A 25,919-nucleotide genomic window follows, 5' to 3' on the forward strand; every position below is an offset into this window, starting at 1 on the left:
TGTGTCCTCCGGCCGTGTGGGTTCTCTAGAAGTTGTACTTCACTTCGAACGCGCCGGCGAAAGCGCCCTGGTTGTCGTCGGCGAGCGGGTTGGCCACGAGGGGGCTGAACACGCCGCCGAAGGTTCCCGTGCCGTCGAAGTCGACGTGCCCGTAGTGAATGTCGAGCATGAACGTCAGTCTGGGTACGGGCGTCCAAGAGACGTTACCGAATATCTCGTAGGTCTGCATCTGGAAGTCTGATGCGAAATTCACCGCGGTCACGTCGGCGACGGTTAGCGGCGCGTCGATGTTGGCGTAGCCTGCGCCAACCGTCGACGACCAGGTCGGCGACCAGTTATGGGTGAAGCTGGCGAGGACCGACCAGGCGGTGACGGTATCGATGATGCAGCCACCGACCGCGGGAACTGCCGTGTTGCACAGACCCCAGACGACGTTCGTCGCACCCAGGAAAACGTTGTCGTTGTATTGGAAGGCGCCGTCGGTATACATGCCCATGATCGCGAAGTAGTCGCCCTCGCCCGTTGCCGGCGTGTTCAGCACGAGACCGGCGAGCGCCGCCCAACCGAGGTCAGAATCCGTCTGCTGGCCGACTAGCGGGGCCGGTGCGGTGCCGCCGGCCGAAACCTCGCGGAACCTGTTGTTCGTCACCGCGCCGGAGAGTTGGGCTGAGCCCCAGTCACCGTCGACCCGGATGTTGGCAACGACATCGGGCGCCTCGTTGCGGTCATTGACCACAAAGTTGGGTGCGGGCGGCGTCGCGTAGAGGCCGGCCGCGCTGATTGCCGCCGGCGTGAGATAGTTCTGGTCTTCGACGGCCACCGAAACCGAAAAGCCGCTGCCGAACTCCTGTGTGTAGCGAATCTGGTTGCGGCGCATGAAGTTGTCGCCGGTGACGATGAACGCGTCGGCATATACCGGGCTGGCATCCAGATATAGGAAGGTCGACCAGGTCTTGCCGAAGGTCCAGTTGCCGAACTGGACGAAAGCGTGCCGAAGACCGAATGATCCGCCTGTGCGGGTGTCGTCGTCATAGGCTTCCATCTCGATGAACGCCCGGACTGTGCCGTATTCGGTCGAGGTGCGGGCGTCGAAGTTGACCCGGCCGACCGCATACATGCCGACCGTATCCTCGAGCGTGTGCCCATCTGGCACGATGCCGTAGGCCGCGCTCGTGTTGTAGATGTCCCATTGATCTTCGGAAGCGTAATACTCGACCAGTGCGTATCCGCCGACCCTGAAGCAGATGTCGGTCCCGGGAAGTTCGATGAAACCGGTGATGTCGCATCGGTAGACAGGCTCACGGGGGGCTTTCATATCCATCGTCATGTCGGCGGCATGGGCGCCGGTGCTCAAGGCCAGTGCCGCCGCGCCCGCCAGTAGAAGTCTGAGTGTCCTCATAGCCAAAGTCCCCATTTGCCTTTCAAGCTCTCCGCGATCCGCCGCATGGTCCGCCGTGTCCTTCAATGAAACCGGACATCCCCCGCCTCCTCGGTGACGGTGGTGCCCTTCTCGCCGCGCAGGGCAGCCGGAACATCGGATAGCGCGCAGATGATCGCCCGGCCGCCGGTGGAGCGGGCGAAGTCCTGCGCGGCCTCGACCTTCGGACCCATCGATCCGGCCGGAAACTCGAAGGCGTCGAGCGCGTCGGGCGATGCCGAGCGGATGGCCTTCTGGTCCGGGCCGCCCCAGTCGAGATATACGGCGTCGGTGTCCGTCGCGATGACAAGGACGTCCGCTTTCAGTTCCTTGGCGAGCACGCACGACGCGCTGTCCTTGTCGACGACGCACTCGACGCCGATCAGGCGCCGCTCCTTTCCCGGCTCGTACATCGTCGGAATGCCGCCGCCGCCGGCGGCGATTACCACCGTACCCTTCTCGAGCAGCCAGCGTATCGGCCGTACCTGGAAGATCCGCTTCGGGGCAGGCGAGGGCACGACCCGACGCCAGCTGTCGCCGTCCGGCTTCACCGTCCACCCCTTCTCGGCGGCTTCTTTCCTGGCGGTTTCCTCGTCGTAGACGGGGCCGATGAACTTGGTCGGGTTGTCGAAGGCAGGGTCGTCGGCGTCGACTTCGACCATGCTGAGTATGGTCGCGATCGGTTTCTCGAAAGGGATCACATTGCCGAGTTCCTGCTCGATCATGTAGCCGATCATGCCCTCGGTCTCGGCACCGAGAACGTCCAGAGGATAGTCTTCGCCCTCGAAGGCGATCTCCTGCAGCGCAAGCAACCCGACCTGTGGCCCGTTTCCGTGCGTGATCACCAGTTCGTTATCAGCGCAGAGCGGTGCCAGAGCCTCGGCGGCGATCCTGGCGTTCCTGCGCTGGTACTCGGCAGTAAGGGGCTCGCCGCGCTTCAGGAGCGCGTTGCCACCCAATGCGACAACAAGCCTCATGCCTTACCCCGCCAGTGTTGCGACCAGAATCGCCTTGATCGTGTGCATGCGGTTCTCGGCCTGCTCGAACGCGATGTTGGCGGGACTTTCGAAAACCTCCTCGGTCACCTCCATCTCGGAAATGCCGAACTTCTCGAAGATGTCCTTGCCGACCTTGGTATCGGTGTTGTGGAAGGCGGGAAGGCAATGCATGAACTTGACGTTCGGGTTGCCGGTCTTCTTCAGCAGCGCCTTGTTGACCTGATAAGGCTTGAGCAGCTTGATGCGGCTTTCCCAGACGCTGGCGGGCTCGCCCATCGAGACCCAGACATCGGTGTGGACGAAGTCCACGCCCTTGACGCCCTTGGCGATGTCGTCGGTGATGGTAATGCGGGCGCCGGTTTCGGCCGCGCGGGCCTTGGCCAGTTCCACCACGTCCTTGTGGTTCTGGTTTTTCTTCGGTGCGACCATCCGCACGTCGCAGCCCATGATGGCGCCGAGCATCAGCAACGAGTTGCCCATGTTGTTGCGGGCGTCGCCGACGAATGCGTACGAGATCTGGGTGCGCGGCTTGTCGGAGTGCTCGACCATGGTGAGCATGTCGGCGAGCATCTGGGTTGGGTGCCAGTCGTCGGTCAATCCGTTGTAGACCGGCACGCCGGCGTACCGGGCGAGTTCCTCGACCATTTCCTGGCCCGACCCGCGGAACTCGATCGCGTCGAACATGCGGCCCAGAACGCGGGCGGTATCCTTCATCGATTCCTTGTGGCCGATCTGGCTGCCCGATGGGTCCAGATAGGTGATGTGTGCGCCCTGGTCGTGCGCGGCGACCTCGAAAGCGCACCGGGTCCGGGTCGATGTCTTTTCGAATATTAGGCAGATTTCCTTGCCGACGAGCGCGGGTTGCTCGGAATGGCCATATTTGGCCCGTTTCAGATCGCGCGCGAGATCCAGCAGGTAAAGCATCTCTCGCTGCGAGAAGTCCGCGAGTTTGAGGTAGCTGCGGCCTTTGAGATTGAACGACATGGTGCTTCTCTCCGATGGATCGTCAGTATGCGGCGTCGCGAAGGATCGGGCAGGTCATGCAGTGCCCGCCGCCGCGGCCCCGCCCGAGTTCCTGGCTCGGGATCGTGATGACCTCGACGCCGGACTTCCTGAGCAGCGTGTTGGTGTGGGTGTTGCGGTCGTAGCCGACGACAACACCGGGCTCGAGCGCGACGACGTTGTTGCCGTCGTCCCATTGTTCGCGCTCCATCTCGAACTCGTTACCGCCGGTGCCGATGACGTGCAGGTCGTCGAGACCGAGCGCCTCTTTGTAGACGTCGAAGAGGTGCCCCTTCTCCTTCGTGATCTCGACGCTGCCATTGCCGTCGGGGCGCAGCGAGAAGCAGACGATCTCGTCGACAACCTCGCGGAACGCGGTCACCTTGTCGTGGTCGAGGCAGGTGAAAACCGTGTCGAGGTGCATCGCCGCGCGGGACTTCGGCATCGCGCAGGCGATGACGCGCTCCGCCGCACCCTTGTCAAACAGGCGATTGGCGACCTGGTTAACGGCCTGCCGGGTGGTCCGCTCGCCCATGCCGATCAGCACGACGCCCTTGCCGATGGGCATGACGTCGCCGCCCTCCATGCTGGTATTTCCCCAATCCTCATCGCTGTCGCCCCACCAGATCTCGAACTCGTTTCCGGTAAACTCCGGGTGAAACTTGTAGACGGCGCGCTGGTAGAGGGTCTCGGGCTTGCGCGCGGGCCAGAACATCGGATTGCAGGTCACGCCGCCGTAGATCCAGCAAGACGGGTCCCGCTGGAACAGGGCGTTGGGTACCGGCTTGAGGATGAACTCCGTCGCCGAAAGCGCCTCCCGCATCACCGGTGACACCAGGTCGGCGGGCAGGTCGTCGCGCACGATGCCGCCGAGCAGATGCCGCGCCAGCGCGTGCCCGTCGAGCTCGTCGAGCCAGGGCCGCAGGATTTTCGCCAGCGCCGGCCCGACGAAGTTGTCGGTGATGCGCCGGTCGAGCACGAAGGCGCGGCCGGCGGGAACTGTATCGAAGACTTCCGTCAGCAGGTCCTGTATGTCGAAGACCTCGATATCGTGGCTCTTCATCTTCAGGACGAAGTCGGCGTGGTCGGTCCGGGCCTTCTGAACCCAGATGACGTCATCGAAGAGCAGGTCGTCGCAGTTCGCCGGGGTCAGGCGCTCATGCGCCAGCGAAGGCCGGGACACCATTACTTTCCGGAGCTTGCCGATCTCCGAATGTACACCTAACTGCATCGACCTTTCTCCCTTGCTAGCAACCTGATCCGGTCGTCATCGTTTCACTGCGCCGGGGCGGCCCCCGTCGCGGGCTGTTCTGTTGCGGGCTGCTCTGCCGCCGGCGCAGCCGGGACATCCGCAGTGATCGCGCCGATACTCAGCGCGACCATGATGATCACCAGCAGGATCAACAGGAGCGGGGCGACGAACCGCACCCAACGGTCGTAGGACACGCGCCCGATCGCGAGCCCGCCCATGACGACGGCGAATGTCGGATTGAACAGGTTCACCCATCCGTTCGCCGACTGGTACGCCGTGACGACGAGGTCGCGCGGGACCTGGGCGAAGTCTGCCAGCGGCGCCATGATCGGCATTGTCAGCGTCGCCAGTCCCGACGAAGACGGCACCGCGAACGACAGCGCCATCTGCAGGAACAGCATCACGTTTATGAAGACGACTTCGCTCAGTCCGCCGACGAGCTTGGCCGCGCCGTTCAGGATCGTGTCGGTGATCCGGCCCGCGTCCATGATGACGACGACGCCGCGCGCGACGCCGATGATCAGCGCGACGCCCAGGAGGTCGCGGGCGCCATCGACGAAGGTGTCGACGAACTGATGCTCGTCCATTCGCGAAGCATCGTCGAGACGGCCGACGAGCCAGATCACGATCGACATCAGCAGGAACAACGCCGACATCTCCGCCATCCACCAGCCGCGGCCGACCACGCCGTAGATCATCACTGCGAAGGTCAGCCCGAACAACATCAGGATGATCGAGCGGATACGCGTCATTTCCGGGAACGCGCTGTCGCCTGACTCCGACCCCTTGAGGAAGTGCGCGCGGTTGTCTTCGTGCATGTCGAACACGAACGAGTTCGACGGGTCGGTCTTCACCCGCCGCGCGTAACGCATCACGAACGAGATACCCGCCGCAAGGCACAGACCGAGGATGATGAAGCGCAGCACGATGCCATTGGTGAACGGGATGCCCGCGCCCTCCGAAGCAACGACGGTGGCAAACGCGTTGAAGGTGGAACCGAGCGTGCCGATCCCCGCACCGAGCATGATGACGGCCACCCCGGTGACGGCGTCGTAGCCGGCGCGGATGAAGACGGGAATGATCAGGGCATAGAAGGCGAGCGTCTCCTCCGCCATCCCGTAGCTCGTCCCGCCGAACGCGAAGGCGATCATCAGGATCGGGATCAGGATGATCTCCCGGCCCTTAAGCGAGTTGAGTAGCCAGCCGATCCCGGAATCGATCGCACCGGTCCGGGTGACGACCATCAGGAATCCGCCGATGACGAGGACGAAGAACGCGACGTCGATCGCCGCGGATGACGACGATCCCAGGATCTCGGGGTCGTACATTCCCGCGATCGGTGCGAGCAGGATATCGAGCGGACCCTGCGGGTTCGGATCGACCTCGTGGTAGGTGCCCGGGACCGGCGCTTCCGATCCGAGTGCCTCATTGAGCTGGCGGTCATACTGGCCGGCAGGAACGATCCACGTCAGCAGTGCGACGATCGCGATCAGGACGAAAAGTATCGTGAACGCAGTCGGAAACTTGAACTTGCCCATAGTCGCCTCCGCCCCTTCCGCCACTCGTTCCCCGCGAAAATCGGCCCTTCCCTAAGGTCTATTTTGTCGCTTAAGTTGGTGGTCGCTTGATCAGTTGCGACAGGCTTTGCGGATTCGATTGGCTCTGTCCGTCCGTGCGGCGGGCGGCTGCCTATTGGAGCGGAAAGGCCCTGCGCGAGGGGCGGAATAAAGCGATTTGGCGATGGTCGGATGAGGCCCAGCATGCAGCACTGCCACTGCGTCGTAGCGGACCGGATCGCGTTTCGCCGAAACTCAAGTAAAGCAGACGCATGAGTGCGAAGGACGCGACGGCAACCGCCTCCGGCGGCAGCAAATCCGTCCCGGACATCCGGCGTGGCTTCGGGCTTGCGATCTGCTTCTTTGTCCTGCTTCTCGACGGGTTCGATACGACGTCGATCGCCTTTGTCGCGCCCGTGCTGGCCGGTGAATGGAATGTTCCGGTCTCGGCGTTCACGCCCGCTTTTGTCGCCACCAGCGTCGGCGCTGTCATCGGCTATGTGGCCTGCGGTCCCCTGGCGCAACGCCTTGGGACCCCCGCGGTCGGGGCCGGGTGCGTGGCGTTGTTCGGCTTCGGCACCCTGTCTCTTGCTGTGGCCTGGGACGTTACGTCGCTCAGTGCCCTGCGCTTTTTCTCCGCAATCGGGCTCGGCGGCGCCGTGCCAATCGCGATCGTGGCAGCCACTCACCTAGTCGCCGACCGCCGCAAAGAGACAGCGACCATGCTGGTCGCTAGCGGGCTGTCCGCTGGCGCGGTCGCAGGCGGCCTTCTGGGCGGACCCCTGCTGCGCGCCTACGGATGGGAAGCGGTGTTCATGACAGGCGGCCTTCTGCCGCTGCTCGCCCTGCCGTTTTTCGTGCGCGTTCTGCGCGCCTCCGAGCCGCAGGTGGACGGACCGTCACGGCAACGAACGGGTTCGAGCCTGTTCGCGCAGCTCTTTGCAGGCAACTTGGCCGGGCTGACGGCTTTGCTGTGGACATTCTCGTTCCTGATCTTCGTCGTGACCCACGCCCTGATCTTCTGGACGCCATCGTTATTGCTCGAGTTCGGTTTCGAGCGCGATCAGGCTCCGCTCGGCACAGCGGCGTTCGGAACAGGCGGCCTGGTCGGCAACCTGTTCATGGCGACCATTGTAGCGGCGGTCGGCACAAAGCGGCTGCTCGCCCTTTTCCTCGTCTTCACCATGGGATGTATTGTCGCGATCAGCCAGTTCGACATGTCGACAACGGTCCTGCTGCTGCTGATTGCGGGACTGGGCGCTGGGACGATAACCGGCTGTCTCGGCGAGGCCGTGCTCGCGGTTTCCTTCTATCCGCCCCATCTCCGCGAAACCGGCGTTGGTTGCGCGACCGCGATGGGTCGCGTCGGCTCGATCCTCGGGCCGGCTGTGGGCGGGCTGCTCGTATCGCTTAGCTGGCCGGCCCGTGATGTCTTCCTGACCGCCCTAATCCCGACGTCGCTGGCGTTGCTGGTGCTTGGGTTGCTCGGTTTGATGCTCCGCCGACCTGCGGCAATGCCGTGAACGTGTCGACCAGACGCAGATCCTCAGCACCTGCAGTCAACCTAAGTGATCTTGCAGCCTTCTGATCTGGAACGTCGTCAAGTTCAACCGGGCCCCTTCTCTCGAGCAATGGCGCGAAATCGGCTCCGCGCGAAACTCAGCAGCATTGGTCAAGCTGCGGCTGAGTGTCGTTCATTTAATGGCTCGCAATGAACCGCCAACGCCCAGAGAACGTTGGAACCCGGTTCCCACTGCTCCGCCAGTTGTCTTGTTATCTTATTGAATTATATTGAGTTTATTGGGGGGCACTTTGTGCCCTACTCGCGATTGCTGGTAAATGTCAGCGCCTGGCTGCAAAGGTGGTTTCCCCAGAGCCGGCCCTCTTCAATGAGGCACCCGGCTCCCGGTAAGCGCACGCATTCCACGCGACCTTTGCAATCTCCGCAGAAAGGAAGTTTGCGCCGGCGTCAGCGGGAGCTAGACGGATACCGAGTCTCCGGGACTTGCCATCGGACATCTTGTGTTGGCCCACAGGAAGATCGCGGAACCAAGGGCAAAATGCCGGTTTCGTGGAGGGGGGATCGCGTTCGTCATAGAACCGTGAATCCTTCGTAGCTTCATCAGAGTTCACAGATTCACATCGGCAAGCCCGAATTGCAGGGAGACAGCCGGATGTCCGGGCTCAGGTCACAAGTGTTAAAGACGTGATATTTCGCGCCAGCCATCTCACAACGCTTAAAGGAGGCATTGAGATGGCTGATACTCATAATCCGAATTTCCCATACTCCCAGACTTCAGCGAAGTCGGCGGATTCGGGCCGATGTGGAGTTCCCCCGTTTTGATGGACACAATCCGAGTTGTGACAGGAGAGTTTCATCGTGCCAGGAACGAGAAGCCCTTGCCCTCCTGAGTTCAGAGAGCAGATCGTTGGCCTGGCGCGTGCCGGGCACAGCGTGGAGGATCTGCCGCGCGAGTTGCTCGACCGGCGCAAGTTCCAGACCAAGGCCGAGACTCGCCTAGCCGTCTTCCAGTTCATCGAGGGTGGTATAATCCCGCCAGGCGCTATGCCGCCCTCGGCTACCAGTCACCCATCACCTACGAAAGGAGCGCCCAAACCAGACTGGAGTCCGCAAGCCTTTAACTGTCAACGAAACCGGGGAACTCCAACTCCACTGTCTCCAATCATTCCAACCTGGAGCGCAGTCTCTACTCCCAGGCTAACTTTAAGAAGAACCGCGCTGCCGCTCTCGAAGACTGGCGGCAACTCTGCGCTGCCTGAATTCTGACATTCCTGAGCATACTGAGAGCAGTTCGCGGTAGCGCGATCGTCGCGACGGGCGCTACCCGGCGTCCTTGCGCACCATGCCGCGGAACAGCTCCGTCGCCAGCAGCGGCACCTCGGCGATGTAACGCTCCCGCACGCGACCGTCGCCGAAGATCAGCCGGCGGAAATAATGCTCGCAGATGGAGTCGAGGATCTTGGCCTGCGCCTTGACGTTGACCTCGGGGTCGATCAGCGCGCGCGCCTTGAGCGCCTGCAGGAACTCGACCGCTTTGCGAAGGTAGAAGACCTGCAGCCGGTCGAGGAACGGGCCGAGATTGTCGTCGCCGAGCCCCGTCTGATAGATTGAGCGCCAGACCTCGCGGTCGAGCGCCTCCAGCGCGCCCTCGGTGACCAGCTTGATCCAGCCGCTGGTGGCGCGCACCGGATCATCGCGGATCTTGGTCGCGATGAAGCGGTCGAGCTTCTCCTCCATGCCCTCCTGCTTCTCGACAGCGATCTCGAGCAGCAGGCTGCTTTTGGAGCCGAAATAGTTGTAGATCGTCGGGATCGTCACCTCGGCGCGCTCGGCGATCTCCTGCAGGCTGCTTTCTGCGTAGCCCTTCTCGACGAACAGCGCGAAGGCGGAGTCCCGGATCTTCTGGCGCCGCTTCGTCTTTTGTCTTGCGCGCAGCCCGGCCACTCGCCACCCCAAACCGAAAGGAATCGTTGATTAAAACTTATAACCGATGAAAAGCCTCATGGGCCAGGGCAGGCCGGGAAGTCGGCCTGCTGCCCACCGCCTCAGACGACCCGGCCGCCGTCCAGCCGGTCGAGCAGGCCGTAGAAACCGGCCGCCCAGGGCAGCGCCGCCACCTTGATGCCATGCAGCCGGATCGGCGCCAGCCGCCCGACGGGCAGTGGCATGGCCTGTTCCGGCCCGCCGCTCAGCCGCCGTGCCAGATGCGGCCCCAGCGCCACGCCAAGCGCCACGCCGCGTCCGTTGAAGCCGACCGCCGCAAGCACGCCTGGCGCCGGCTCCGCGATATGCGGCAGATGATCCTCGGTGACGCCGACCAGGCCGCCCCAGCGGTGTTCCCAGCGCACGTCGGCGATCGCGGGAAAGATGCGCGCGGCGACTTGCCGCAACTCCGCATAGGCACCGTCCATGCCGCGTGCCGCGTAGGCACCGCGCCCGCCGATGACGAAACGGCCTTCGGCGTCCTTGCGGAAGTAGTAGAGCGAGCGGTGCGTATCGGAAACGTGATGGCCGCCGGGCAGAATGGTTTCGGCAAGATGCGGCGGCAGCGGTTCGCTCGCCACCTGGAAGGTGCTGACCGGCAAGAGGTCGCGCCGCAGGCCGGGCACCAGCGGGCCGGTATAGGCGTTGGTCGCCACCAGCACGCGTTCGGCCGTCACGCGGCCGTGCGGCGTCACCAGCACGGTGCGGCCGCTCTCGCGCGCGAGCCGCTCGACGGGCGAACGGGCGTGGATCGCCGCGCCGCGCGCCGCCGCGGCCTGCGCCAGCCCGTGCACCAGCTTGAGCGGCTGCACGGTGCCGCCATGCGGGTTCAGGATACCGCCGGCATAGGCCTCGCTGCCGGCGAACTCGGCCACGCGTCCGGCCGCAAGCGTCTCCACGGCGACGCCGCGCGCACGCCATTCCTCGGCCCGGCGCTCGAGTGCCGGCAGCGCGCGGTCGGTGTGGGCGAGCTGCAGCCACCCGTGCTGGCTGGCGTCGCAGTCGATGCCGCAGCGGCGGACCGTGGCGAAGGTCTCGTCGGCGACCGCGCCGGCGAAGGCGACCAGCGCTTCGCCGCGGTCCTCGCCGAAGCGGCGGACCGCCTCGCCGGGATCGATCTTGAGGCCGGGATTGACCTGGCCGCCATTGCGCCCGCCGCTGCCCCAGCCCGGCTCCGCCGCCTCCAGAACAACGACCGAGGCGCCGCCCTCGGCCAGGTGAAGCGCCGTTGACAGGCCGAGCAGGCCGCCGCCGATCACCGCCACGTCGCAGCGCGCATCGCCGTCGAGCGCGGCGAACTGCGGCGCCGGGCCGGCCGTGCGCAGCCACAGGGATTCCTCGATCAGCCTGTCCTGATAGGTCTTCTCCGCCATCGCATGCTCCCCCGCGTCTTGCGGCCTTCTCAGCCGAGGACCGGAACGCCGCCGTCCGTCGGCGGCCCCTTGTAGGTCAGCGCCTCGAGCGTCGCGCCGTCGCGCCGCAGATGGTCTGGATCGACCGCCATGAAGCACTTCCTCAGCCGCTCGCTGCGGACGTTCCAGGTGACCGTCTCCCCCTTCTCGCAGAACCAGGAATCGCCGGGCCCGTAGGTGACGGCGTTGCCCGCCGCGTCGACCAGCTCGACCTCGCCCTCGAGCACGGTGGCGAGCTCGTGGAAGGCGAAGGTGATAACGAAACGTCCCCGGGTCACCTCGTAGACGCCGCTGCGGATCGGCCCGCCGCCGGCCGCGTCGACGACGCGCGCGCTCGCCTCGATCGGGTCGCCCTCGACGATCTGCGGCTTCGCCGAAAGCGGCGTCAGGGCGACTTTCGAGCCGCCCGCCTTGTACGCGATCATGCCTGTCCCTCATGCTTCGTTGCTTGCCGCGGCCGCCGCTATGCGGCGCCGCGCCCCTGCCCGCTTCTAGCGCGCCGCGCCCGCCAAGGGAACAATTTTTTATTGTCATAAAGTATTTGATGGAATATAAGTTATTTCCAATGGGAGCCGCGGGAGGCGGCCGGTCTCCGGCCGTGCCAGCCACCGGACAGCATCCTTTGCCGCCTGACGATGGGGGGGAACCTGCGTGCAACGGCAAGCGCGAGCGGATGGCGCATCCGCGACCTATCGCGACGAGGTCTACTTCTCCGCCCGGCCGGAGCAGGAGATCGCCTTCACCCGCGAGGAATACCGCCGGCGCCTGGAGCGCGTGCGCGCCCTGATGGCCGAGCGCGGCATCGACTGCCTCTACCTGACCTCGCCGGAAAGCATGTACTACCTGACGGGCTATCAGGCCGAGTGGTACCAGGCCGAGAGCCCGAAGCAGTGGCCGCCGTGCTCCGGCGTCGCGGTGCATGTCGACCACGACCGCTTCATCCTGTTCGAGGGCGAGCGCGAGGCCATTCTCACCCGCATCTACACGATCTCCGACGACACGCGCTTCTTTCCCCGTGACTCCTACCGCGACGGCATCGCGTTCATCGCCGAGACGCTGAAGAGCGAAGGCTGGCTCGGCCGCAACGTTGGCCTGGAGTTCTGGAGCCACCGGCTGAACCGCGCCGTCAGCGCCCGCTTCGAAGCCGCTTTCGGCGCCGCCGGGGCCGAGGTCGTCGACGGCAGCGACATCCTGCGCGACGTGCGCTGGGTGAAGTCGCCGGCTGAGATCGACTGCCTGCTTGAGGCCGCCGGCATCGCCGACATTGGGCAGCAGCGGGCGCGCGAGGTGCTGCGCCCCGGTATCAGCGAGCTCGAGGTCTACGGCGAGATCGTCTGCGCCATGGCCGCCGCCGGCGGTGAGAACCCTGGCATCACTATGCCGGTCCTGTCCGGCGGCAAGGCGAACTGTACGCACGCGCTGGCCGGCCGCCGCAAGATCGCGCCGGGCGAGATCGTCACTGTCGACGTGTGCGGCGTCTACAACCGCTATCACATCAATCAGGCGCGCACCTATGCGATCGGCGAGCCGGCGCCCGACACCGTCGAGGTCTGCCGCAAGGCCGCCGGCTCGATGGATGTTGTGCGCGACATGCTGCGCCCGGGCCTGCCGGTGCGCGCACTCAACGAGGCCCTCGTCGCCTATTACAAGGACGCCGGTCTGTGGGACCGGCGCGGCTGGATCGGCGGCTACGAGATGGGCATCGCCTTCCCGCCCGACTGGGTCGGCAACTTCGTCTTCGATCCGCTGTCGGAGATCAACCAGGACCGTGTGTTCGAACCCGGCACCGCGGTCAACTACGAGAACCAGTTCTTTTTGCCGCGCCACGAGGGGCTCTACTTCATGATCGAGTCGTTCCTGTTCACCGATCAGGAGGCCCGGCTCCTGTCCGGCGTCCCCTACGATCTCACCGTGATCGCGTAGCATGGCCGACTCGATCGCTTCCGACTCCGCCGACCGCACCCGTTTCCTCGCCCTCGAGAACATAGGCAAGCGCTACGGTCAGGTCACCGCGCTGGCCGACGTCAGCTTCGAGATCGGCCGCGGCGAGTTCGTCACGCTGCTTGGTCCCTCGGGCAGCGGTAAGACGACGACGCTGATGACCATAGCCGGCTTCGTCGAGCCGTCGTCCGGCCGCATCCGCCGCGACGGCGCCGACATCTCCGCACTGCCGCCGGAGAAGCGCAATTTCGGCATGGTCTTCCAGGGCTACGCGCTGTTCCCGCACATGACCGTGCGCGGCAACATCGCCTACCCGCTGAAGATTCGCCGCTGGCCCAAGGCCAGGCGCGAGATGGCCATCGAGCGCGTCCTCGCGCAGGTCGGCCTGACCGATTTCGCCGACCGCAAGCCGAGCCAGCTTTCCGGCGGCCAGCAGCAGCGCGTCGCGCTCGCCCGCGCGCTGGTGTTCGACCCCGACGTGCTGCTGCTCGACGAACCGCTCGCCGCGCTCGACAAGAACCTGCGCAAGCAGCTCCAGTCGGAGCTCAAGAAGCTGCACCGCGACGTTGGCAAGACCTTCATCTTCGTCACACACGATCAGGAGGAGGCACTCGCCCTGTCGGACCGCATCGCGATCTTCAACAATGGCCGGCTGGAACAGGTAGACGCACCGGAGACGATCTACAACCGGCCGACCAATCAGTTCGTCGCCACCTTCCTCGGCGAGACCAACCTGGTGCCGGCCGATCTTCTGGCCGAATACGGCGCGGCCGTCGAGGGGCTGCGCCCCGGCGACCTGGTCTCGGTGCGGCCGGAGTTCGTTACCGTGTCGTCGACGCCCGCAGGAGAGGGCGCCGTCTCGGTTCCCGCGACCGTCAACGAGCGGCTGTTCCAGGGCAGTCAGGTGCAGCTCTCGTTGACCGGACCGGGTGGCCTGGCGCTGATCGGACGCGTACGCGCCGACGACGAGGCGCTGCTCGTCGTCACCGGCCGCGGCGAAGCGTGCTGGGTCTCCTGGCCCGCTGGGGCTGGCGTGCCGCTGCACGACGCGTGAGCCAGGAGTGCAATGGCACGACAAACGACCCGGAGTGCGATGCTCAAAAACAGGAACATGGATAACCCAGAGGGAGAATGACACTATGAAGATACGCAGACCGTCCAGCCTCGCCGGCGCGCTCGCCGCTCCGCATGTCAGCCGTCGCCTCTTCCTTGCCGGAGCCGGTTCGCTCGCCGCCGGCGCCGCCCTGCCGGGGCTGCCTGCGCGCGCCGCCGAGCGTCTCGTTCTCGCAAATTGGGGCGGCGACGCAATCGACGCCTATGATCGAGCCTTCGCCGAGGCCTGCCGCGAGGCCACCGGCCTGCCGCTGCAGATCGACGGCAGCGGACCGCTCGAAGGCACCATCAAGGCGCAGGTGGAAAGCGGCGCGGTGCGCTGGGACGTCTGCGACACCGAGCTCTACTCCGCCTTCCGGTTGGCCGGCGACTACCTGCAGCCGATCGACTACGACATCGTCGACAAGGCGCGCCTGCAGCCCGAGACCTTCGAGCACGCCGTACCCTACGCCTATTACAGCACCGTGATCGCCTACGACCACGAGCGCTTCGGCGACGATCCGCCGAAGTCCTGGGCCGACTTCTGGAACGTAGAGAAGTATCCCGGCAAGCGCTCGCTCTACAAATGGATGTCTGGCAACCTGGAGGCCGCACTGCTGGCCGACGGTGTGGCGCCGGAGGACCTCTATCCGCTCGACGTCGACCGGGCGCTGGCCAAGATCGAGGAACTGAAGCCGCACATCCTCACCCACTGGGGCAGTGCCGCCGAATCGCAGCAGCTTCTGCGAGACCGCGAGGTCTCCATGGTGCAGATCTGGCACACCCGCGCCATCCTGTTGGAGGAGGACACCGGCGGTCGCGCCCGCTTCACCTACGACCAGGGGCTGCTAAACCTGTCCAACTGGGCGGTGCCGAAGGGCAATCCGGCCGGGCGCCAGAACGCGATGAAGTTCATCAACGCCTCGATCGCGCCGGAGCCGCAGCGCCTTCTGATGGAGCACTACCGCTACGGCCCGGTCAATCCCGAGGCGACGGCCTCGCTGCCGCCGGAGCTGGCCCGCCTCAATCCGGCCGATCCGCAGAACATCGACCGCCAGGTGATGACGGACAACCGCTGGTACGCCGATCACTACGGCGCGGCGCTTGACCGCTACACCGCGCTAATCTCCGGCTAGGCCCGCATCCGCCGTGCGCCCCGGCGGCGCACGGCAGTCGGACCGGCCCCCTCGACGATGCCAATCAAGGGACGCCGCAAGGCGCAGCAAACATCGTGAAGACGACGCTCAAATGGTCGCTGCCGGTGCTGCTCCTGGCGGTCTATGCCTTGCCTTTTCTCGGCGTCGTCTACTGGAGCGTGAGCCGGCCCGACCCAGGTCTTGCCAACTATGCCCGGATCGCCCAGGACGACCATGTCCAGGGCATCCTGCTCGAAACCTTCCGCATCTGCGCCATCACTACCGCACTGTCGGTGGTGATGGCCTATGTCATCGCGACCGGCTGGGCATTCGCCTCGCGCACCGGCCGTATCCTGATTGAAGTCTTCGTGCTGATCCCGTTCTGGGTGTCGCCGCTGATCCGCGCCTTCGCCTGGATCCTGGTGCTGCGCGGCGACGGCGTACTCAACAACTGGCTGATGGTCACCGGCCTCATTGAGGCGCCGCTGCCGCTGGTGCGCAACGAACTCGGCGTCATCATCGGCATGGTGCACTTCATGGTGCCCTATGCGCTATTTCCCATTATGTCGAGCTTCTCGCAGCTCGACACCCGGCTTCTGCTTGCCTCGCGCGGGCTCGGCGCCGGCCGGCTGCGCACCTTCTGGCAGGTGCTGTTCCCGCTGACGCTGCCCGGCACGATCGGCTCGACGGTGATGGTGTACGTTCTGTCGCTCGGCTTCTTCGTCACGCCGGCGGTTCTCGGCGGCGGCCGCGTCGTCATGATCGCTGAATACATCTACCAGCAGCTCTTCCAGCTCTCCGACTGGGGGCTCGCCGCCGCTCTCGCCGTCGTCATCGTCGCGGTCGTCACGGTGCTGCTATGGCTTCTCAGCCGGCTCGGCGGCACCGCCCTGCCGCAGGAGCGCTAGATCATGGTGCTGCGTTCGTCGCCCTATATGCGTGTCCTGCTGGTCGCCGTCCTCGGCTTCCTGACGGCACCGCTGCTGCTCGTCTTTCCAGTCTCCTTCACGCCCAACCGCTATCTGTCGATGCCCGAGGGCGAGTGGTCGCTACGCCACTACGAGAGTTTCTTTACCGACCCTGCCTGGCTCGGCTCGACCGGTTCCAGCTTGACGATCGCGCTCACCACAGCCGCCATCTGCACGGTGCTCGCCACCGCCTTCGTGGTGGGAAGCTGGCTCGACAATAGTCGCTGGAACAAGCTGCTGTTTGCCGTCGTGCTGCTGCCCATGCTGGCGCCGCAGATCGTCTCTTCGGTGATCCTGTTCTTCCTGGAAGGCCGGATCGGGCTGATCGACAGCTTCCCCGGCATGGTACTTGCCCACACGGTGATGGCGGTGCCCTACAGCGTGCTCGCCGTCTACGTCTCGACCGTGCGCCTCGACCGCTCCATGGTGCTCGCGTCGCGTGGTCTCGGCGCCGGCACCTGGCAGACGGTCCTGTTCGTCGTCGTCCCCAACATCCGCCTCGGCATCGTCAGTGCCGCCTTCCTCGCCTTCATCCTGTCGTGGGAGGAGATCGTAGTGACGTTGTTCATCAGCGGAATCAACGTCGTCACGTTGCCCAAACGGATCTGGGACGGGCTGCGCTACAATGTCGATCCGGTGATCGCCGCGACCGCAGTGCTGCTGATGTCGCTGACCGTCGTCGTGGTGATCGTGCGCGCCCTCTTCCTGCTCCATCAGTCCCGCCGCTGCCGCGGCTGACGCGCCCGGCCGGCGGCTGGTCGCGCAGTCTCGTCGCGAATGCCGGGGTCCGAAAGAAAACGGCCGGTAGCTGCGCTGCCGGCCGTCTCGCCTTGTCTCGGGAGGAGCGGTGGCGCCGGCTCAGCCGCCGACGACCATCAGGTTGCGCGGCATCTCGGTGAGGATCTCGAGACCGTCCTCGGTCATCAGGTAGGAATCGATCCAGCCGCCGCCGGAGCCGCCGGGCCAGCCGTCGAAGACGTCGTACTGGACCTCGAAGTTGAACACCATGCCGGGCTCCATCGCCGGATCGTCGGCCGGCTCGAAGGGCTCGGGGCGGTGACGGTGCACCCAGTCCGGCGGGAAGGCGATGCCCAGCGTGTAGCCGCCGATGAACCACTCGTAGCGTGCCCGGTCGACGCCGGAGGCGGCGATGAAGGCGTCGGCCGCCTTCTGCACTTTGCTGAACGGGTCGCCCGGCCCGACGCCCTCGACGATCGCCCTGCTGCAGTCGGCCGAACGGTCGAACAGGTCGTGCCAGCGCTGGTCGATCTCGCCGACGGCGAAGCTGCGCGAGATGTTGGCGTGATAGCGGTGCAGGCTGGCCGAGAAGTCGACATGCACAACGTCGCCCTGTCTCAGCCGGCGGTGCGTCGCCGGGCTATGGTGGCAGCCAGAGCGCGGCCCGCTGCCGAACATGTTGCGGATGCCGGGGTGGCCGCAGCCGCGCTTCATCAACTCGTAGCACACCACGGCGTCGATCTCGGTCTCCGCCACGCCCGGTCGCATGAAGTCGCGCGCTGCCTCCATCGCTGCCACCGATATCGCAGCCGCCTCGCGGATCACCGCCACCTCGCGCGGGCTCTTGTAGAGCCGCACGTCCTCGATCAGGTCGGAATCCTCGACGATCTCCGCCCCGGCGGCGGCGAAACGCCGGCCGACCGTCCGCACATGGTCGGGATGGCAGCCATAGCCCCAGGTCTGGATTGCCACCCGGCCGCGGCCCCAGCCGCGCGCCAGAAGCTTCTCGGCCAGCTCAACCGCCTGCTCGGCCGCCGGAATGCTGCGTGAGTTGTAGAGAATGTCGGTGATCTGCGGCGTGTTTGAGATCAGAACCTTGTGGCTGGTGTTGTCGAAGAACACGAAGCTGCCGCTGGCGGTGTCGAAGTAAAGCCCGATCACCGCGTGGCGATACTGCCAGATGTGATCGTGCCCCGTTAGGTAGTGATAATCGCGCGGCGCCGTCACCAGCATGCCGTCATAGCCGGCGCGCTCCAGCGCGCGCTGTACCCGCGCCCGGCGCTGCGCATACTCCTCGTCGGGAAACGGTTGCTCCCAGTCGATGCCCTCGCGAATGCCCTTATCCATGCTGTTCTCCCGTTGTTGCGCGCCCGTGCGACGGGCATTTTTTTATAATGCAATAAAAAATATTATCTCAATAATTTTTTCCTCTCTGCACGCCTGTGCCGCCATCAAGTCCCTTCGTTTATCTCCGGGCTTTTCGAGCGTCGGCCTACCGAACCGCCGCTCTCGAAGACTGGCGGCGACTCTGCGTAGCCTGAAATCCAGCGCTCCCCGGACAAACTGAGATCAGTTCGCTTTCGTCTGACATTCTCCGCCAGCCGTCTTCAGGCGATCTACTCGTGAAGCTGTGAATTCATGCCATTGGATTGGCGCTTGGCGGTGCATCTGGCGAAGTGTGGGAGCGTCCGGCCGTCGGGGGCAAACGCGTGATGTCCGGCCGAATCGCCAGCCTCTGCCGAACGTGTAGCGGCAGCTATGTCCGCATCGGCGACAGGGCACGCGGTCCTGTACATATGCGTTCACCCGGCCGGAACCGGGCGGTGCCGTTTGCGCGTGCACGGCTTGGCATCCCCCGCCTTGGCCGCCTAATTGACATATCATCGAAACGTGCCTAGCGTCCTGCGCGACGGTTCCCCTCGGGGATCAAAAGGGAACGCAGTGAGGATCGTTCGATCCGAATCTGCGGCTGCCCCCGCAACTGTAAGCGGATAGTCGTCCGTCAATACGCCACTGGGCCTCGGGCACCGGGAAGGCGACGGATCGGTGACAACCCGCGAGCCAGGAGACCTGCCGTCAGCCGTGGTCACACGCGACGACGTCGGACGGGGTGTTTCGATGGTTGGCAAGCCGCCATCGCTTTCGGGCGATGACCGGCGAGACTTCGTTCGCGGTGACGTGCCACCTGGCGTACCGCCCGAGGTCTTGAAATGCCGAAATCCGTTCTCACCGGCTCGTCCGAGCCGCGACTCCATTCCGTTTCCGTTGTCATCCTGATTGCCGCGCTGGCCCTGGCGCCGGCGCCGCGGGCCTCTGCCCAAGATGCCCAGGAAGCGGATGACGAAACCGCTTTCGACGGTCGCTTCGTGCCCGTCACCGAAGCGGCCGCCGTGGCGCTCGACGAGATCACCGTCAGCCCGAACCGGACCGCCACGCCGGACCGCGCGGTGGGCAGCACGGTCACGGTCATTACCGGCGAAGAGCTCGAGGAGCAGCAAATCCGGGTCGTCTCCGACGTGCTGCGCCAGGTGCCGGGCGTTGCCGTCAATCGCACGGGCGGACTCGGCGACTTCACGCAGGTCCGCATCCGTGGCGCCGAAGGGAACCAGACGATGGTCCGGATCGACGGCATCGAGATGAACGATCCCGCCTTCGGGTCCGAATTCGACTTCGGCAACCTGCTGGTCCAGGACGTCGCCCGCATCGAGGTGCTGCGCGGTCCGCAGAGCGCCCTCTACGGCTCGGATGCCATCGGCGGCGTGATCAATATCGTCACGAAGCGTGGCGACGGGGCGCCGAGCGCCACGGTATCGGCGGAAGGCGGGTCGTTCGGCACCTTCCGCGGCCATGCCTCGGTCAGCGCCAGCGACGACACGTTCGATCTGCTCGTCAGCGCCGTGGGACTGTCCACCGACGGCATATCCAGCGCGGACGAGGCGAACGGAAACGTCGAGAAGGACGCCTACCGGAACGGAACCGGCCTCATCAAGTTCGGGATCCATCCGACCGAGGATATCGACCTGGCATTCGTCGGGCGCGTCACGAACTTCATGCGGGAAGGCGACGCCGACATCGGCGGCATCGGCCCGATCGACGCGTTCAACGATTCGCGCGGCCAGCAGCTGTTCGGCCGGGTCCAGGGCACCTTCCGCATGTTCGAGGGGCGCTGGGAGCACATCTTCGGCGCGACGCGGACGGACCAGACGACGGACTACCTCACCAACAAGGCGGTCACCAGCACGTATCAGGGGGACAAGAACAAGCTGGACTACCAGTCGAATCTCTACCTCGAACAGGAGACGGTGCCGGCGAGCCATACGCTCACGTTTCTGGCCGAACACGAAACCCAAGGCGTCAAGGTGGACGGCCTCTGGTCAAATCTCGACCGGACGATCGAGTCGACGGGACTTGTCGGCCAGTACCAACTCGGTCTGTTCGACAGCCTGTTCGTGACGGCGGCCGTTCGCCACGACGTCAACGATCTCTTCAAGGATGCCGATACCTATCGGCTGACCGGCGCCTACACCATCGACACGACCGGCACCAAGCTGCGCGCCTCCTATGGCACGGGCGTGAAGAACCCGACCATGTTCGAGCTCTACGGATACACGCAGACCTACCGGGGCAATCCCAACCTCAAGCCGGAGCAGGCGGCCGGCTGGGACGTGGGCATCGATCAGGCCCTGTGGGGCGAACGCGTCGTGGCCGACGCCACCTACTTCGATATGCGCATAGCGGATCTGATCACCGGTGCCGGCACGACGTCGGTCAACATGCCGGGCGAGTCCAGGATCCACGGTGTCGAACTCGGTGTCTCGGTGTCGCCTCTCGACAACCTCTTCGTTCGGGCCTCCTACACCTACACCGATGGCAAGGACGCGACGGGTGCAGACCTGGTGCGGCGACCGCCGCATCTGGCGAGCCTGGACGTCAACTACGCGTTCCTCGACGGGCGCGCGAACGCCAATCTCTCGGTCGTTTACAACGGCGCCCAGACGGACTGGGTCTACGACGCCGTCTACAACAGGTCGGTCGTGACGCTGGACGCCTATACGCTCGTCAACGTCGCCGGCTCCTACAAGCTCAGCGACACCGCGGAACTGTTCGGTCGCGTCGACAACCTGTTCGACGAACAATACCAGGAGGTCTGGGGCTACGGCACGCCGGGGCGCGCGGCCTATGCCGGCTTGCGACTGACGTTCTGAGCGATGCGTGGTTTCGCGGCAGTGCACACAGGCCTAGCGGCGGCCCTGACCGTCGCCGCCATATTGGCCGCCACATTGGCGGTCCAGCTCCCGGCGCGGGCGGAGGCGGAACCCCGGTCGGTCGTGTCGATCAACCTGTGCGCCGACGAACTGGTGCTGCGGCTGGCCGATCCCGGTCAGGTCAAATCGGTGACCTGGCTTGCCCGCGACAGCCTTGGATCCGCGGTGAAAGCGCCCGCCGGCACCGTGCCCGTGAACCGGGGGCTCGCCGAGGAGATCGTTCCGCTATCGCCGGACCTGGTCGTCGCGGGGATTCATACGACGCGGACGACGGTCGGCTTTCTCAAGCGGATCGGCATTCCCGTCATCGATCTCGGGGTTCCCGGGACACTGGACGAGGTGCGCGCGCAGGTCCGGATGGTGGCGACCGTGCTGGGCAACGCGGCGGCGGGCGAGGCGATGCTTGCGGCGCTCGACACGGCGTTGAGCGAGGGCGGTGCCGCGAAGGGCGGTCCTGCCCCGACGGCACTGGTCCTGCGTCCCAACGGGTTCACGGTGGGACGCGGATCGCTCGTCGACACGCTGCTGGAGCGCGCGGGGCTGGCAAACCTCGCCGCCGACCTCCGGACCGATGGATTGGGGCAACTGCCGCTGGAGCGGATTGTCGCGGCAAGGCCCGACGTCCTGATCATCAACGCGGATGCGGACGCGCCGGACTCCATGGCGCAGGCGCTTCTCGATCACCCCGCGCTGGCCTCGCTCAAGGAGACCGCGACGGTGGTCGAGGTGCCGACGCGGTTGTGGACCTGTGCCGGGCCGCAGCTGGCGGAGGCGATGGCACTGTTGAAGTCTGCCGCCGCGAACGCGCGGTCGCGACCGAACCCGCAAACGGAGGCGGCACGATGAGTTCCGATGTCCCGACCGCGCGCCGCCATGCGGCGGAGACCGTGACCCCTGTCCTGCTCGGAACGCTTTGCATCGTATCGGCGATCCTGTTCGTCGTCTCCCTTGCCATCGGGTACGTGCCGTTCGACCCGCTTGCCGCGGCCCTGGATGCCATGTCCGGACGCGACACGGTCGGTGCGCTGGTCATGGTGGAGCTGAGGCTGCCACGCGCGCTGCTCGGACTGATGGTCGGCTTCAGTCTCGGGGCCACGGGCGCCGCGCTGCAGGGATTGTTGCGCAATCCGCTGGCCGATCCGGGCGTCATCGGTGTCTCGGGCGCGGCCGCGCTCGGTGCCGTGATCGCGTTCTACTGGGGCCTGGCCGGGTTTCTCTCGATCGGACTGGCGCTCGGCGGGCTTGCCGGCGCGGGCGTCGCGACCGCGCTTCTGCTTCTGCTCGCGCGGCAGGGGGCGGGAACGACCGCCTTGATCCTCGCCGGCGTCGCGATCGGTAGCCTGTCGGGAGCGCTGACGGCGCTGGCGCTCAACCTCTCGCCCAGTCCCTATGCCGTCATGGAGGTCGTCTTCTGGCTGATGGGGTCGCTCGCCGACCGCAGCCTCGATCACGTGATGCTGGCCATGCCTTTCATGGCGGTCGGGTGGGCGCTTCTGCTGAGCGCCGGCCGGGGGCTCGACGCGCTGTCGCTGGGGGAGGACACGGCGCGCAGCCTGGGCTTCGACGTGGCGCGGCTGCGTGTCCGGCTCGTCCTCGCGTCGGCCTTCGCGGTCGGCAGCGCGGTCGCGGTGGCCGGCGCGATCGGCTTCGTCGGGCTCGTCGTCCCTCACATCCTGCGTCCCTTCGTCGGTCACCGGCCGGGCCCGCTTGTCCTGGCCAGCGGGCTTGGTGGCGCCGTCCTGACCCTGGCCGCCGACATTCTGGTGCGTCTCCTGCCGGTTCAGCCCGAGCTCAAGCTCGGCGTCGTCACGGCGATCATCGGCGCCCCCTTCCTGTTCTCGCTCCTGTGGCGCATGCGTGGAGACGTCGAATGAAGATCGCGGCACGCGACATTTCCGTTCGGCGCGGCGGACAAACGATCCTGGCGCCGCTGACCCTGACCGTCGACCGGCCCGGCGTCGTGGGATTGATCGGCCCGAACGGCGCGGGCAAGTCGACCTTGCTGAGGGTGCTGGCGGGGCTCGACGCGCCGGATACCGGAGACGTCCGCTACGACGGCCTCACGGCCGACCGGATGGGACGCGATGTCCTGGGATGCCGGCTGTCCTACCTGGCGCAATCGGGCCGCGTGCATTGGCCGCTGAAGGTCGAGCGCGTCGTCGCGCTCGGCCGGCTGCCGCATCTTGGGCGCGGGGGTGGGCGCGGGGGCGGGCGCGGTGGCGGCGAGCGTGATCGGGCGGCGGTCGAGGCCGCGATGGCGGCGACCCATATCACGGCGCTGCGGGACCGGCCGGCGGCGACCCTGTCGGGCGGCGAGCGCATGAGAGTGCTGCTTGCCCGCGCGCTTGCCGTGGAGGCCGACGTGCTTCTCGCCGACGAGCCGATCGCCGCACTCGATCCGTATCACCAGCTCGAGGTTATGGATCTGCTGCGCGATCTCGCCGCTGCCGGAACCACGGTCGTCGTCGTGCTGCACGACCTGTCGCTGGCGCTGCGGTTCTGCGACCGGCTGATCCTTCTGGCACAGGGGCGCTTGCTGACGGACGACGCCCCGGACGCCGTGCTGACCGACGAAAATCTCGAAACCGCCTATCGGGTCGTCGCGCATCGGGTGTGCGCGGCCGGCAAGTCCCTCGTCGTGCCGTGGAGCCGGATCGGTTCCGCCGGTCCCGACGCGACACGTTGATGCGAAGGAAGATGACGATGACCGACGACACGACCGTAGCTTCGGGCCCCCACGCGGACAGGGCCACCTGTCTTGCGACGGTGATCGCCGAAAAGCTGCGCGACCCCGGCACAGCCTGGAGCCTGGGGACCTTCGGCGCGATCGCGGAGTTCCTGTACGACGATGGCGAGCCGATCGAGCTCGGGACCGCGTCGGATCACGTGTGCGCCGCGACCGACCGCGGCGCGATCCGGCTCGACTTCGACGCGGACATGGTCGCGTTCGCCTACGAAACGCCAAACAGCGCACCGGACCGCTGGTCGCATGCGGTCGCGCTCTGTCTCCCGCGGGCGACGTGCGCGGCGAGCCGCCGGACGGTGCTGACGGAACTCGGCCCCGACGTCGCCGCCGTACGGCCACGCGATCGCGAGGCCATCCTGTTCGACCTGGGGCTCGGGACGTTGCAGGTCGACGCCTGCGTCCGGGTATCCGACCCGGCCGTCGTCACGCGGTTTCGGGAGTGGTGCGGAACGTCGCTCTTTGCGCCGGGCAATCCGCTGGGGCCGGCGATGCCGGACATCAGTCCGCACCGGGTCTTCACCTGCCGGTTCGGGCGGATCGAGGTGTTCCAACCGATCCCGCCGGCCGACGGCAGGAGCCCCGAGGGGCCGCATACGCATCTCATGCCGAAGCTCCTGCGGACCGGACAGACGCACGCCAGGACGGTCCCAATCCCGGAGCATCTGGTGCCGTGCGCCTATATTCATCCGCCGAATCCGGTCGTCGACATCATGGGCAGGGCAAAGCCGTTCGACCGGCGTGCTTTTGTCGAATTCCAGGCCTTGCTCAGGTCGTTCGGCGATCCGGAACTGATGTCCCTGAAGACGCGGCTGCTCATGGCCCTGCAAAAGGACGAGAAACCTGGAGGCGAACCGCCGAGGGGCCGTCACGTTTCCGCCTGCGTGAAGTTGGCGGAACGGCAACACGCGGCGATCGCTTCTTCAGGGGCACTGCCGTTCTAGGCCCTGTTGACAAAGTGTCCGATCCAGAGCCGGACACTGGTGATGCGGACAAAGCCGAGAGAGCTGTCGGCGGTTTGGTCGTATCTCGTGGCCAGGCGGCGTGAGCATTTGAGCTTGTTGATCGAGCGTTCGCCCGGTTCTCTGGGCGTAGATGAAAGCGTCGACCGGGATGGGGACCTTTCGTGTTTTCCGCCCCGCTATCGCGGGCGTCACGCAGCGCGCCGCGATGTCGGCTCGAATGCGATCGCCGTCATAGCCGCGATCCCCCAGCAGGACCTTCGGGGCCGGAGCGCATAGCCCCTATCGTCGGGGATTTTTCCGCCAGTGATATCGGCGGCTAGCGGTAGGCCTATGGCATTGGCCCTGAGCTGAACCTGTGTCGTGAAGCCACTTCGTGAACAGGGCCTAAGCCGTTAAAATCGTGCCGTCGGTGCAGTTCTCGCCCTGCCCGTTGCGGCTGGCCCTCGATCTCTAAGCGGCTACAATCGCCGCGTCGACGGCGTCCGCGATCGCGTTGTTGCGGCTGGCCCTCGATCTCTAAGCGGCTACAATTATGCACCGACGAGCGTACATATCACTGGCGTTGCGGCTGGCCCTCGATCTCTAAGCGGCTACAATGGACGGCGAACCAAGGGAAAGGCAAAGCCAGTTGCGGCTGGCCCTCGATCTCTAAGCGGCTACAATCTGCAATTGCGCGCCGCGAAGCTCTTCGCGGTTGCGGCTGGCCCTCGATCTCTAAGCGGCTACAATCGATCCTTGGACAAGCCCCTGATTTTCAGGGGCTTTTTCCTTGTGCAGAACAGGAAGAAGCCGCGCGCCGGCATCAGAAGAGCGTGAGCTGATCCGGGTTTCCGGCGCTGCGTTCCCGTTTTCGTCCCGTGAAGATTCGTGCGTTTCCATACTGCTTGTCGGTTATCGCGACGATGTGGATCTTCCCCTTCCGCGGCAAC

The 25,919-nt window shown here is 65.6% G+C and carries 21 protein-coding genes, 1 pseudogene, 1 CRISPR repeat array and 1 riboswitch; of the genes and pseudogenes, 12 read left to right on the forward strand and 10 right to left on the reverse strand.

The genetic code is table 11. The features are described from left to right. Nucleotides 1-25: 25 nt before the first annotated feature. From ACSF9G_RS20605 to ACSF9G_RS20625, 5 genes are all read right to left on the reverse strand, one after another. On the reverse strand, nt 26-1,399 hold the full coding sequence (locus tag ACSF9G_RS20605) for a porin (protein WP_436643998.1): 1,374 nt from the start codon (nt 1,397-1,399) through the stop codon (nt 26-28). Between the two features lie 62 nt (nt 1,400-1,461). Further along, nucleotides 1,462-2,394 carry a carbamate kinase gene (arcC, locus tag ACSF9G_RS20610; RefSeq protein ID WP_436643999.1) on the reverse strand — a complete coding sequence of 311 codons (933 nt, stop codon included), beginning with the start codon at nt 2,392-2,394 and terminating at the stop codon, nt 1,462-1,464. 3 nt (nt 2,395-2,397) lie between these two features. After that, a complete protein-coding gene (locus ACSF9G_RS20615) occupies nt 2,398-3,399 on the reverse strand; it encodes an ornithine carbamoyltransferase (protein WP_436644000.1) in 1,002 nt (333 codons plus the stop codon). 22 nt (nt 3,400-3,421) lie between these two features. Next, nucleotides 3,422-4,648, reverse strand: a complete 1,227-nt coding sequence (arcA, locus tag ACSF9G_RS20620) for an arginine deiminase (RefSeq protein WP_436644001.1) — start codon at nt 4,646-4,648, stop codon at nt 3,422-3,424. A gap of 44 nt (nt 4,649-4,692) precedes the next feature. Continuing rightward, entirely contained in the window at nt 4,693-6,207 is a 1,515-nt protein-coding gene (locus tag ACSF9G_RS20625; RefSeq protein ID WP_436644002.1) for a YfcC family protein, read from the reverse strand. 290 nt (nt 6,208-6,497) lie between these two features. Between ACSF9G_RS20625 and ACSF9G_RS20630 the strand changes: the two genes are divergently transcribed. Further along, the gene (locus ACSF9G_RS20630) at nt 6,498-7,748 is read left to right on the forward strand and encodes an MFS transporter (protein ID WP_436644003.1); all 1,251 of its coding nucleotides are present in this window, start codon (nt 6,498-6,500) and stop codon (nt 7,746-7,748) included. A gap of 319 nt (nt 7,749-8,067) precedes the next feature. Here the strand turns inward: ACSF9G_RS20630 and ACSF9G_RS20635 are convergent, their stop codons facing one another. After that, nucleotides 8,068-8,358, reverse strand: a complete 291-nt coding sequence (locus tag ACSF9G_RS20635) for a hypothetical protein (protein WP_436644004.1) — start codon at nt 8,356-8,358, stop codon at nt 8,068-8,070. 340 nt (nt 8,359-8,698) lie between these two features. On the opposite strand from ACSF9G_RS20635, the pseudogene ACSF9G_RS20640 reads away from it, so the two are divergent. Next, a pseudogene (locus ACSF9G_RS20640) lies at nt 8,699-8,868 on the forward strand (IS3 family transposase); the annotation flags it as partial. A gap of 199 nt (nt 8,869-9,067) precedes the next feature. On the opposite strand, the gene ACSF9G_RS20645 reads toward ACSF9G_RS20640, so the two are convergent. The 3 genes from ACSF9G_RS20645 to ACSF9G_RS20655 all read right to left on the reverse strand — a co-directional run bounded on the left by ACSF9G_RS20645 (nt 9,068) and on the right by ACSF9G_RS20655 (nt 11,567). After that, nucleotides 9,068-9,691 (reverse strand): TetR/AcrR family transcriptional regulator, encoded by a 624-nt coding sequence (locus ACSF9G_RS20645; RefSeq protein WP_436644005.1) that lies wholly within the window; start codon nt 9,689-9,691, stop codon nt 9,068-9,070. Nucleotides 9,692-9,792: 101 nt separating this feature from the next. Further along, on the reverse strand, nt 9,793-11,103 hold the full coding sequence (locus ACSF9G_RS20650; RefSeq protein WP_436644006.1) for an NAD(P)/FAD-dependent oxidoreductase: 1,311 nt from the start codon (nt 11,101-11,103) through the stop codon (nt 9,793-9,795). A 29-nt stretch (nt 11,104-11,132) separates the two neighbouring features. Next, on the reverse strand, nt 11,133-11,567 hold the full coding sequence (locus ACSF9G_RS20655; protein WP_436644007.1) for a cupin domain-containing protein: 435 nt from the start codon (nt 11,565-11,567) through the stop codon (nt 11,133-11,135). 226 nt (nt 11,568-11,793) lie between these two features. On the opposite strand from ACSF9G_RS20655, the gene ACSF9G_RS20660 reads away from it, so the two are divergent. The 5 genes from ACSF9G_RS20660 (at nt 11,794) to ACSF9G_RS20680 (ending at nt 17,017) form a co-directional block, all read left to right on the forward strand. Next, complete coding sequence (locus ACSF9G_RS20660; protein ID WP_436644008.1) at nt 11,794-13,065, forward strand: M24 family metallopeptidase; 1,272 nt, start codon at nt 11,794-11,796, stop codon at nt 13,063-13,065. A 1-nt stretch (nt 13,066) separates the two neighbouring features. Then, complete coding sequence (locus tag ACSF9G_RS20665; protein ID WP_436644009.1) at nt 13,067-14,137, forward strand: ABC transporter ATP-binding protein; 1,071 nt, start codon at nt 13,067-13,069, stop codon at nt 14,135-14,137. 85 nt (nt 14,138-14,222) lie between these two features. Next, nucleotides 14,223-15,311 (forward strand): ABC transporter substrate-binding protein, encoded by a 1,089-nt coding sequence (locus ACSF9G_RS20670; protein WP_436644010.1) that lies wholly within the window; start codon nt 14,223-14,225, stop codon nt 15,309-15,311. 95 nt (nt 15,312-15,406) lie between these two features. Beyond that, nucleotides 15,407-16,219, forward strand: a complete 813-nt coding sequence (locus tag ACSF9G_RS20675) for an ABC transporter permease (protein ID WP_436644011.1) — start codon at nt 15,407-15,409, stop codon at nt 16,217-16,219. Between the two features lie 3 nt (nt 16,220-16,222). Further along, a complete protein-coding gene (locus ACSF9G_RS20680) occupies nt 16,223-17,017 on the forward strand; it encodes an ABC transporter permease (protein ID WP_436644012.1) in 795 nt (264 codons plus the stop codon). A gap of 120 nt (nt 17,018-17,137) precedes the next feature. On the opposite strand, the gene ACSF9G_RS20685 is transcribed toward ACSF9G_RS20680, so the two are convergent. Next, nucleotides 17,138-18,364, reverse strand: a complete 1,227-nt coding sequence (locus ACSF9G_RS20685; RefSeq protein ID WP_436644013.1) for a M24 family metallopeptidase — start codon at nt 18,362-18,364, stop codon at nt 17,138-17,140. A gap of 546 nt (nt 18,365-18,910) precedes the next feature. Next, nucleotides 18,911-19,109, forward strand: a riboswitch (cobalamin riboswitch). A 118-nt stretch (nt 19,110-19,227) separates the two neighbouring features. Here ACSF9G_RS20685 and ACSF9G_RS20690 point away from each other — a divergent pair. From ACSF9G_RS20690 to ACSF9G_RS20710, 5 genes are all read left to right on the forward strand, one after another. Next, nucleotides 19,228-21,222 (forward strand): TonB-dependent receptor plug domain-containing protein, encoded by a 1,995-nt coding sequence (locus ACSF9G_RS20690; protein ID WP_436644014.1) that lies wholly within the window; start codon nt 19,228-19,230, stop codon nt 21,220-21,222. Nucleotides 21,223-21,345: 123 nt separating this feature from the next. Then, nucleotides 21,346-22,128, forward strand: a complete 783-nt coding sequence (locus tag ACSF9G_RS20695) for an ABC transporter substrate-binding protein (protein ID WP_436644015.1) — start codon at nt 21,346-21,348, stop codon at nt 22,126-22,128. Continuing rightward, complete coding sequence (locus ACSF9G_RS20700) at nt 22,125-23,156, forward strand: FecCD family ABC transporter permease (RefSeq protein ID WP_436644016.1); 1,032 nt, start codon at nt 22,125-22,127, stop codon at nt 23,154-23,156. The genes ACSF9G_RS20695 and ACSF9G_RS20700 overlap by 4 nt, the downstream gene beginning before the upstream one ends. Beyond that, nucleotides 23,153-23,968, forward strand: a complete 816-nt coding sequence (locus ACSF9G_RS20705; protein ID WP_436644017.1) for an ABC transporter ATP-binding protein — start codon at nt 23,153-23,155, stop codon at nt 23,966-23,968. The genes ACSF9G_RS20700 and ACSF9G_RS20705 overlap by 4 nt, the downstream gene beginning before the upstream one ends. A gap of 17 nt (nt 23,969-23,985) precedes the next feature. Further along, a complete protein-coding gene (locus ACSF9G_RS20710) occupies nt 23,986-24,969 on the forward strand; it encodes a DUF6925 family protein (protein ID WP_436644018.1) in 984 nt (327 codons plus the stop codon). Nucleotides 24,970-25,419: 450 nt separating this feature from the next. Next, a CRISPR array of direct repeats spans nt 25,420-25,719; the repeat unit is 36 nt; unit sequence GTTGCGGCTGGCCCTCGATCTCTAAGCGGCTACAAT. Nucleotides 25,720-25,919: the final 200 nt, after the last annotated feature.

This window comes from Microbaculum mangrovi (assembly GCF_051390635.1).
In the GTDB taxonomy this organism is placed as follows: domain Bacteria; phylum Pseudomonadota; class Alphaproteobacteria; order Rhizobiales; family Tepidamorphaceae; genus Microbaculum.

Excerpts from the sequence above, each read along its gene's own strand:
- ACSF9G_RS20605 (WP_436643998.1), bottom strand. The coding sequence starts at position 1,399 with ATGAGGACACTCAGACTTCTACTGGCGGGCGCGGCGGCACTGGCCTTG.
- arcC (WP_436643999.1), bottom strand. The coding sequence starts at position 2,394 with ATGAGGCTTGTTGTCGCATTGGGTGGCAACGCGCTCCTGAAGCGCGGC.
- ACSF9G_RS20615 (WP_436644000.1), bottom strand. The coding sequence starts at position 3,399 with ATGTCGTTCAATCTCAAAGGCCGCAGCTACCTCAAACTCGCGGACTTC.
- arcA (WP_436644001.1), bottom strand. The coding sequence starts at position 4,648 with ATGCAGTTAGGTGTACATTCGGAGATCGGCAAGCTCCGGAAAGTAATG.
- ACSF9G_RS20625 (WP_436644002.1), bottom strand. The coding sequence starts at position 6,207 with ATGGGCAAGTTCAAGTTTCCGACTGCGTTCACGATACTTTTCGTCCTG.
- ACSF9G_RS20630 (WP_436644003.1), top strand. The coding sequence starts at position 6,498 with ATGAGTGCGAAGGACGCGACGGCAACCGCCTCCGGCGGCAGCAAATCC.
- ACSF9G_RS20650 (WP_436644006.1), bottom strand. The coding sequence starts at position 11,103 with ATGGCGGAGAAGACCTATCAGGACAGGCTGATCGAGGAATCCCTGTGG.
- ACSF9G_RS20655 (WP_436644007.1), bottom strand. The coding sequence starts at position 11,567 with ATGATCGCGTACAAGGCGGGCGGCTCGAAAGTCGCCCTGACGCCGCTT.
- ACSF9G_RS20665 (WP_436644009.1), top strand. The coding sequence starts at position 13,067 with ATGGCCGACTCGATCGCTTCCGACTCCGCCGACCGCACCCGTTTCCTC.
- ACSF9G_RS20670 (WP_436644010.1), top strand. The coding sequence starts at position 14,223 with ATGAAGATACGCAGACCGTCCAGCCTCGCCGGCGCGCTCGCCGCTCCG.
- ACSF9G_RS20680 (WP_436644012.1), top strand. The coding sequence starts at position 16,223 with ATGGTGCTGCGTTCGTCGCCCTATATGCGTGTCCTGCTGGTCGCCGTC.
- ACSF9G_RS20685 (WP_436644013.1), bottom strand. The coding sequence starts at position 18,364 with ATGGATAAGGGCATTCGCGAGGGCATCGACTGGGAGCAACCGTTTCCC.
- ACSF9G_RS20690 (WP_436644014.1), top strand. The coding sequence starts at position 19,228 with ATGCCGAAATCCGTTCTCACCGGCTCGTCCGAGCCGCGACTCCATTCC.
- ACSF9G_RS20700 (WP_436644016.1), top strand. The coding sequence starts at position 22,125 with ATGAGTTCCGATGTCCCGACCGCGCGCCGCCATGCGGCGGAGACCGTG.
- ACSF9G_RS20705 (WP_436644017.1), top strand. The coding sequence starts at position 23,153 with ATGAAGATCGCGGCACGCGACATTTCCGTTCGGCGCGGCGGACAAACG.
- ACSF9G_RS20710 (WP_436644018.1), top strand. The coding sequence starts at position 23,986 with ATGACCGACGACACGACCGTAGCTTCGGGCCCCCACGCGGACAGGGCC.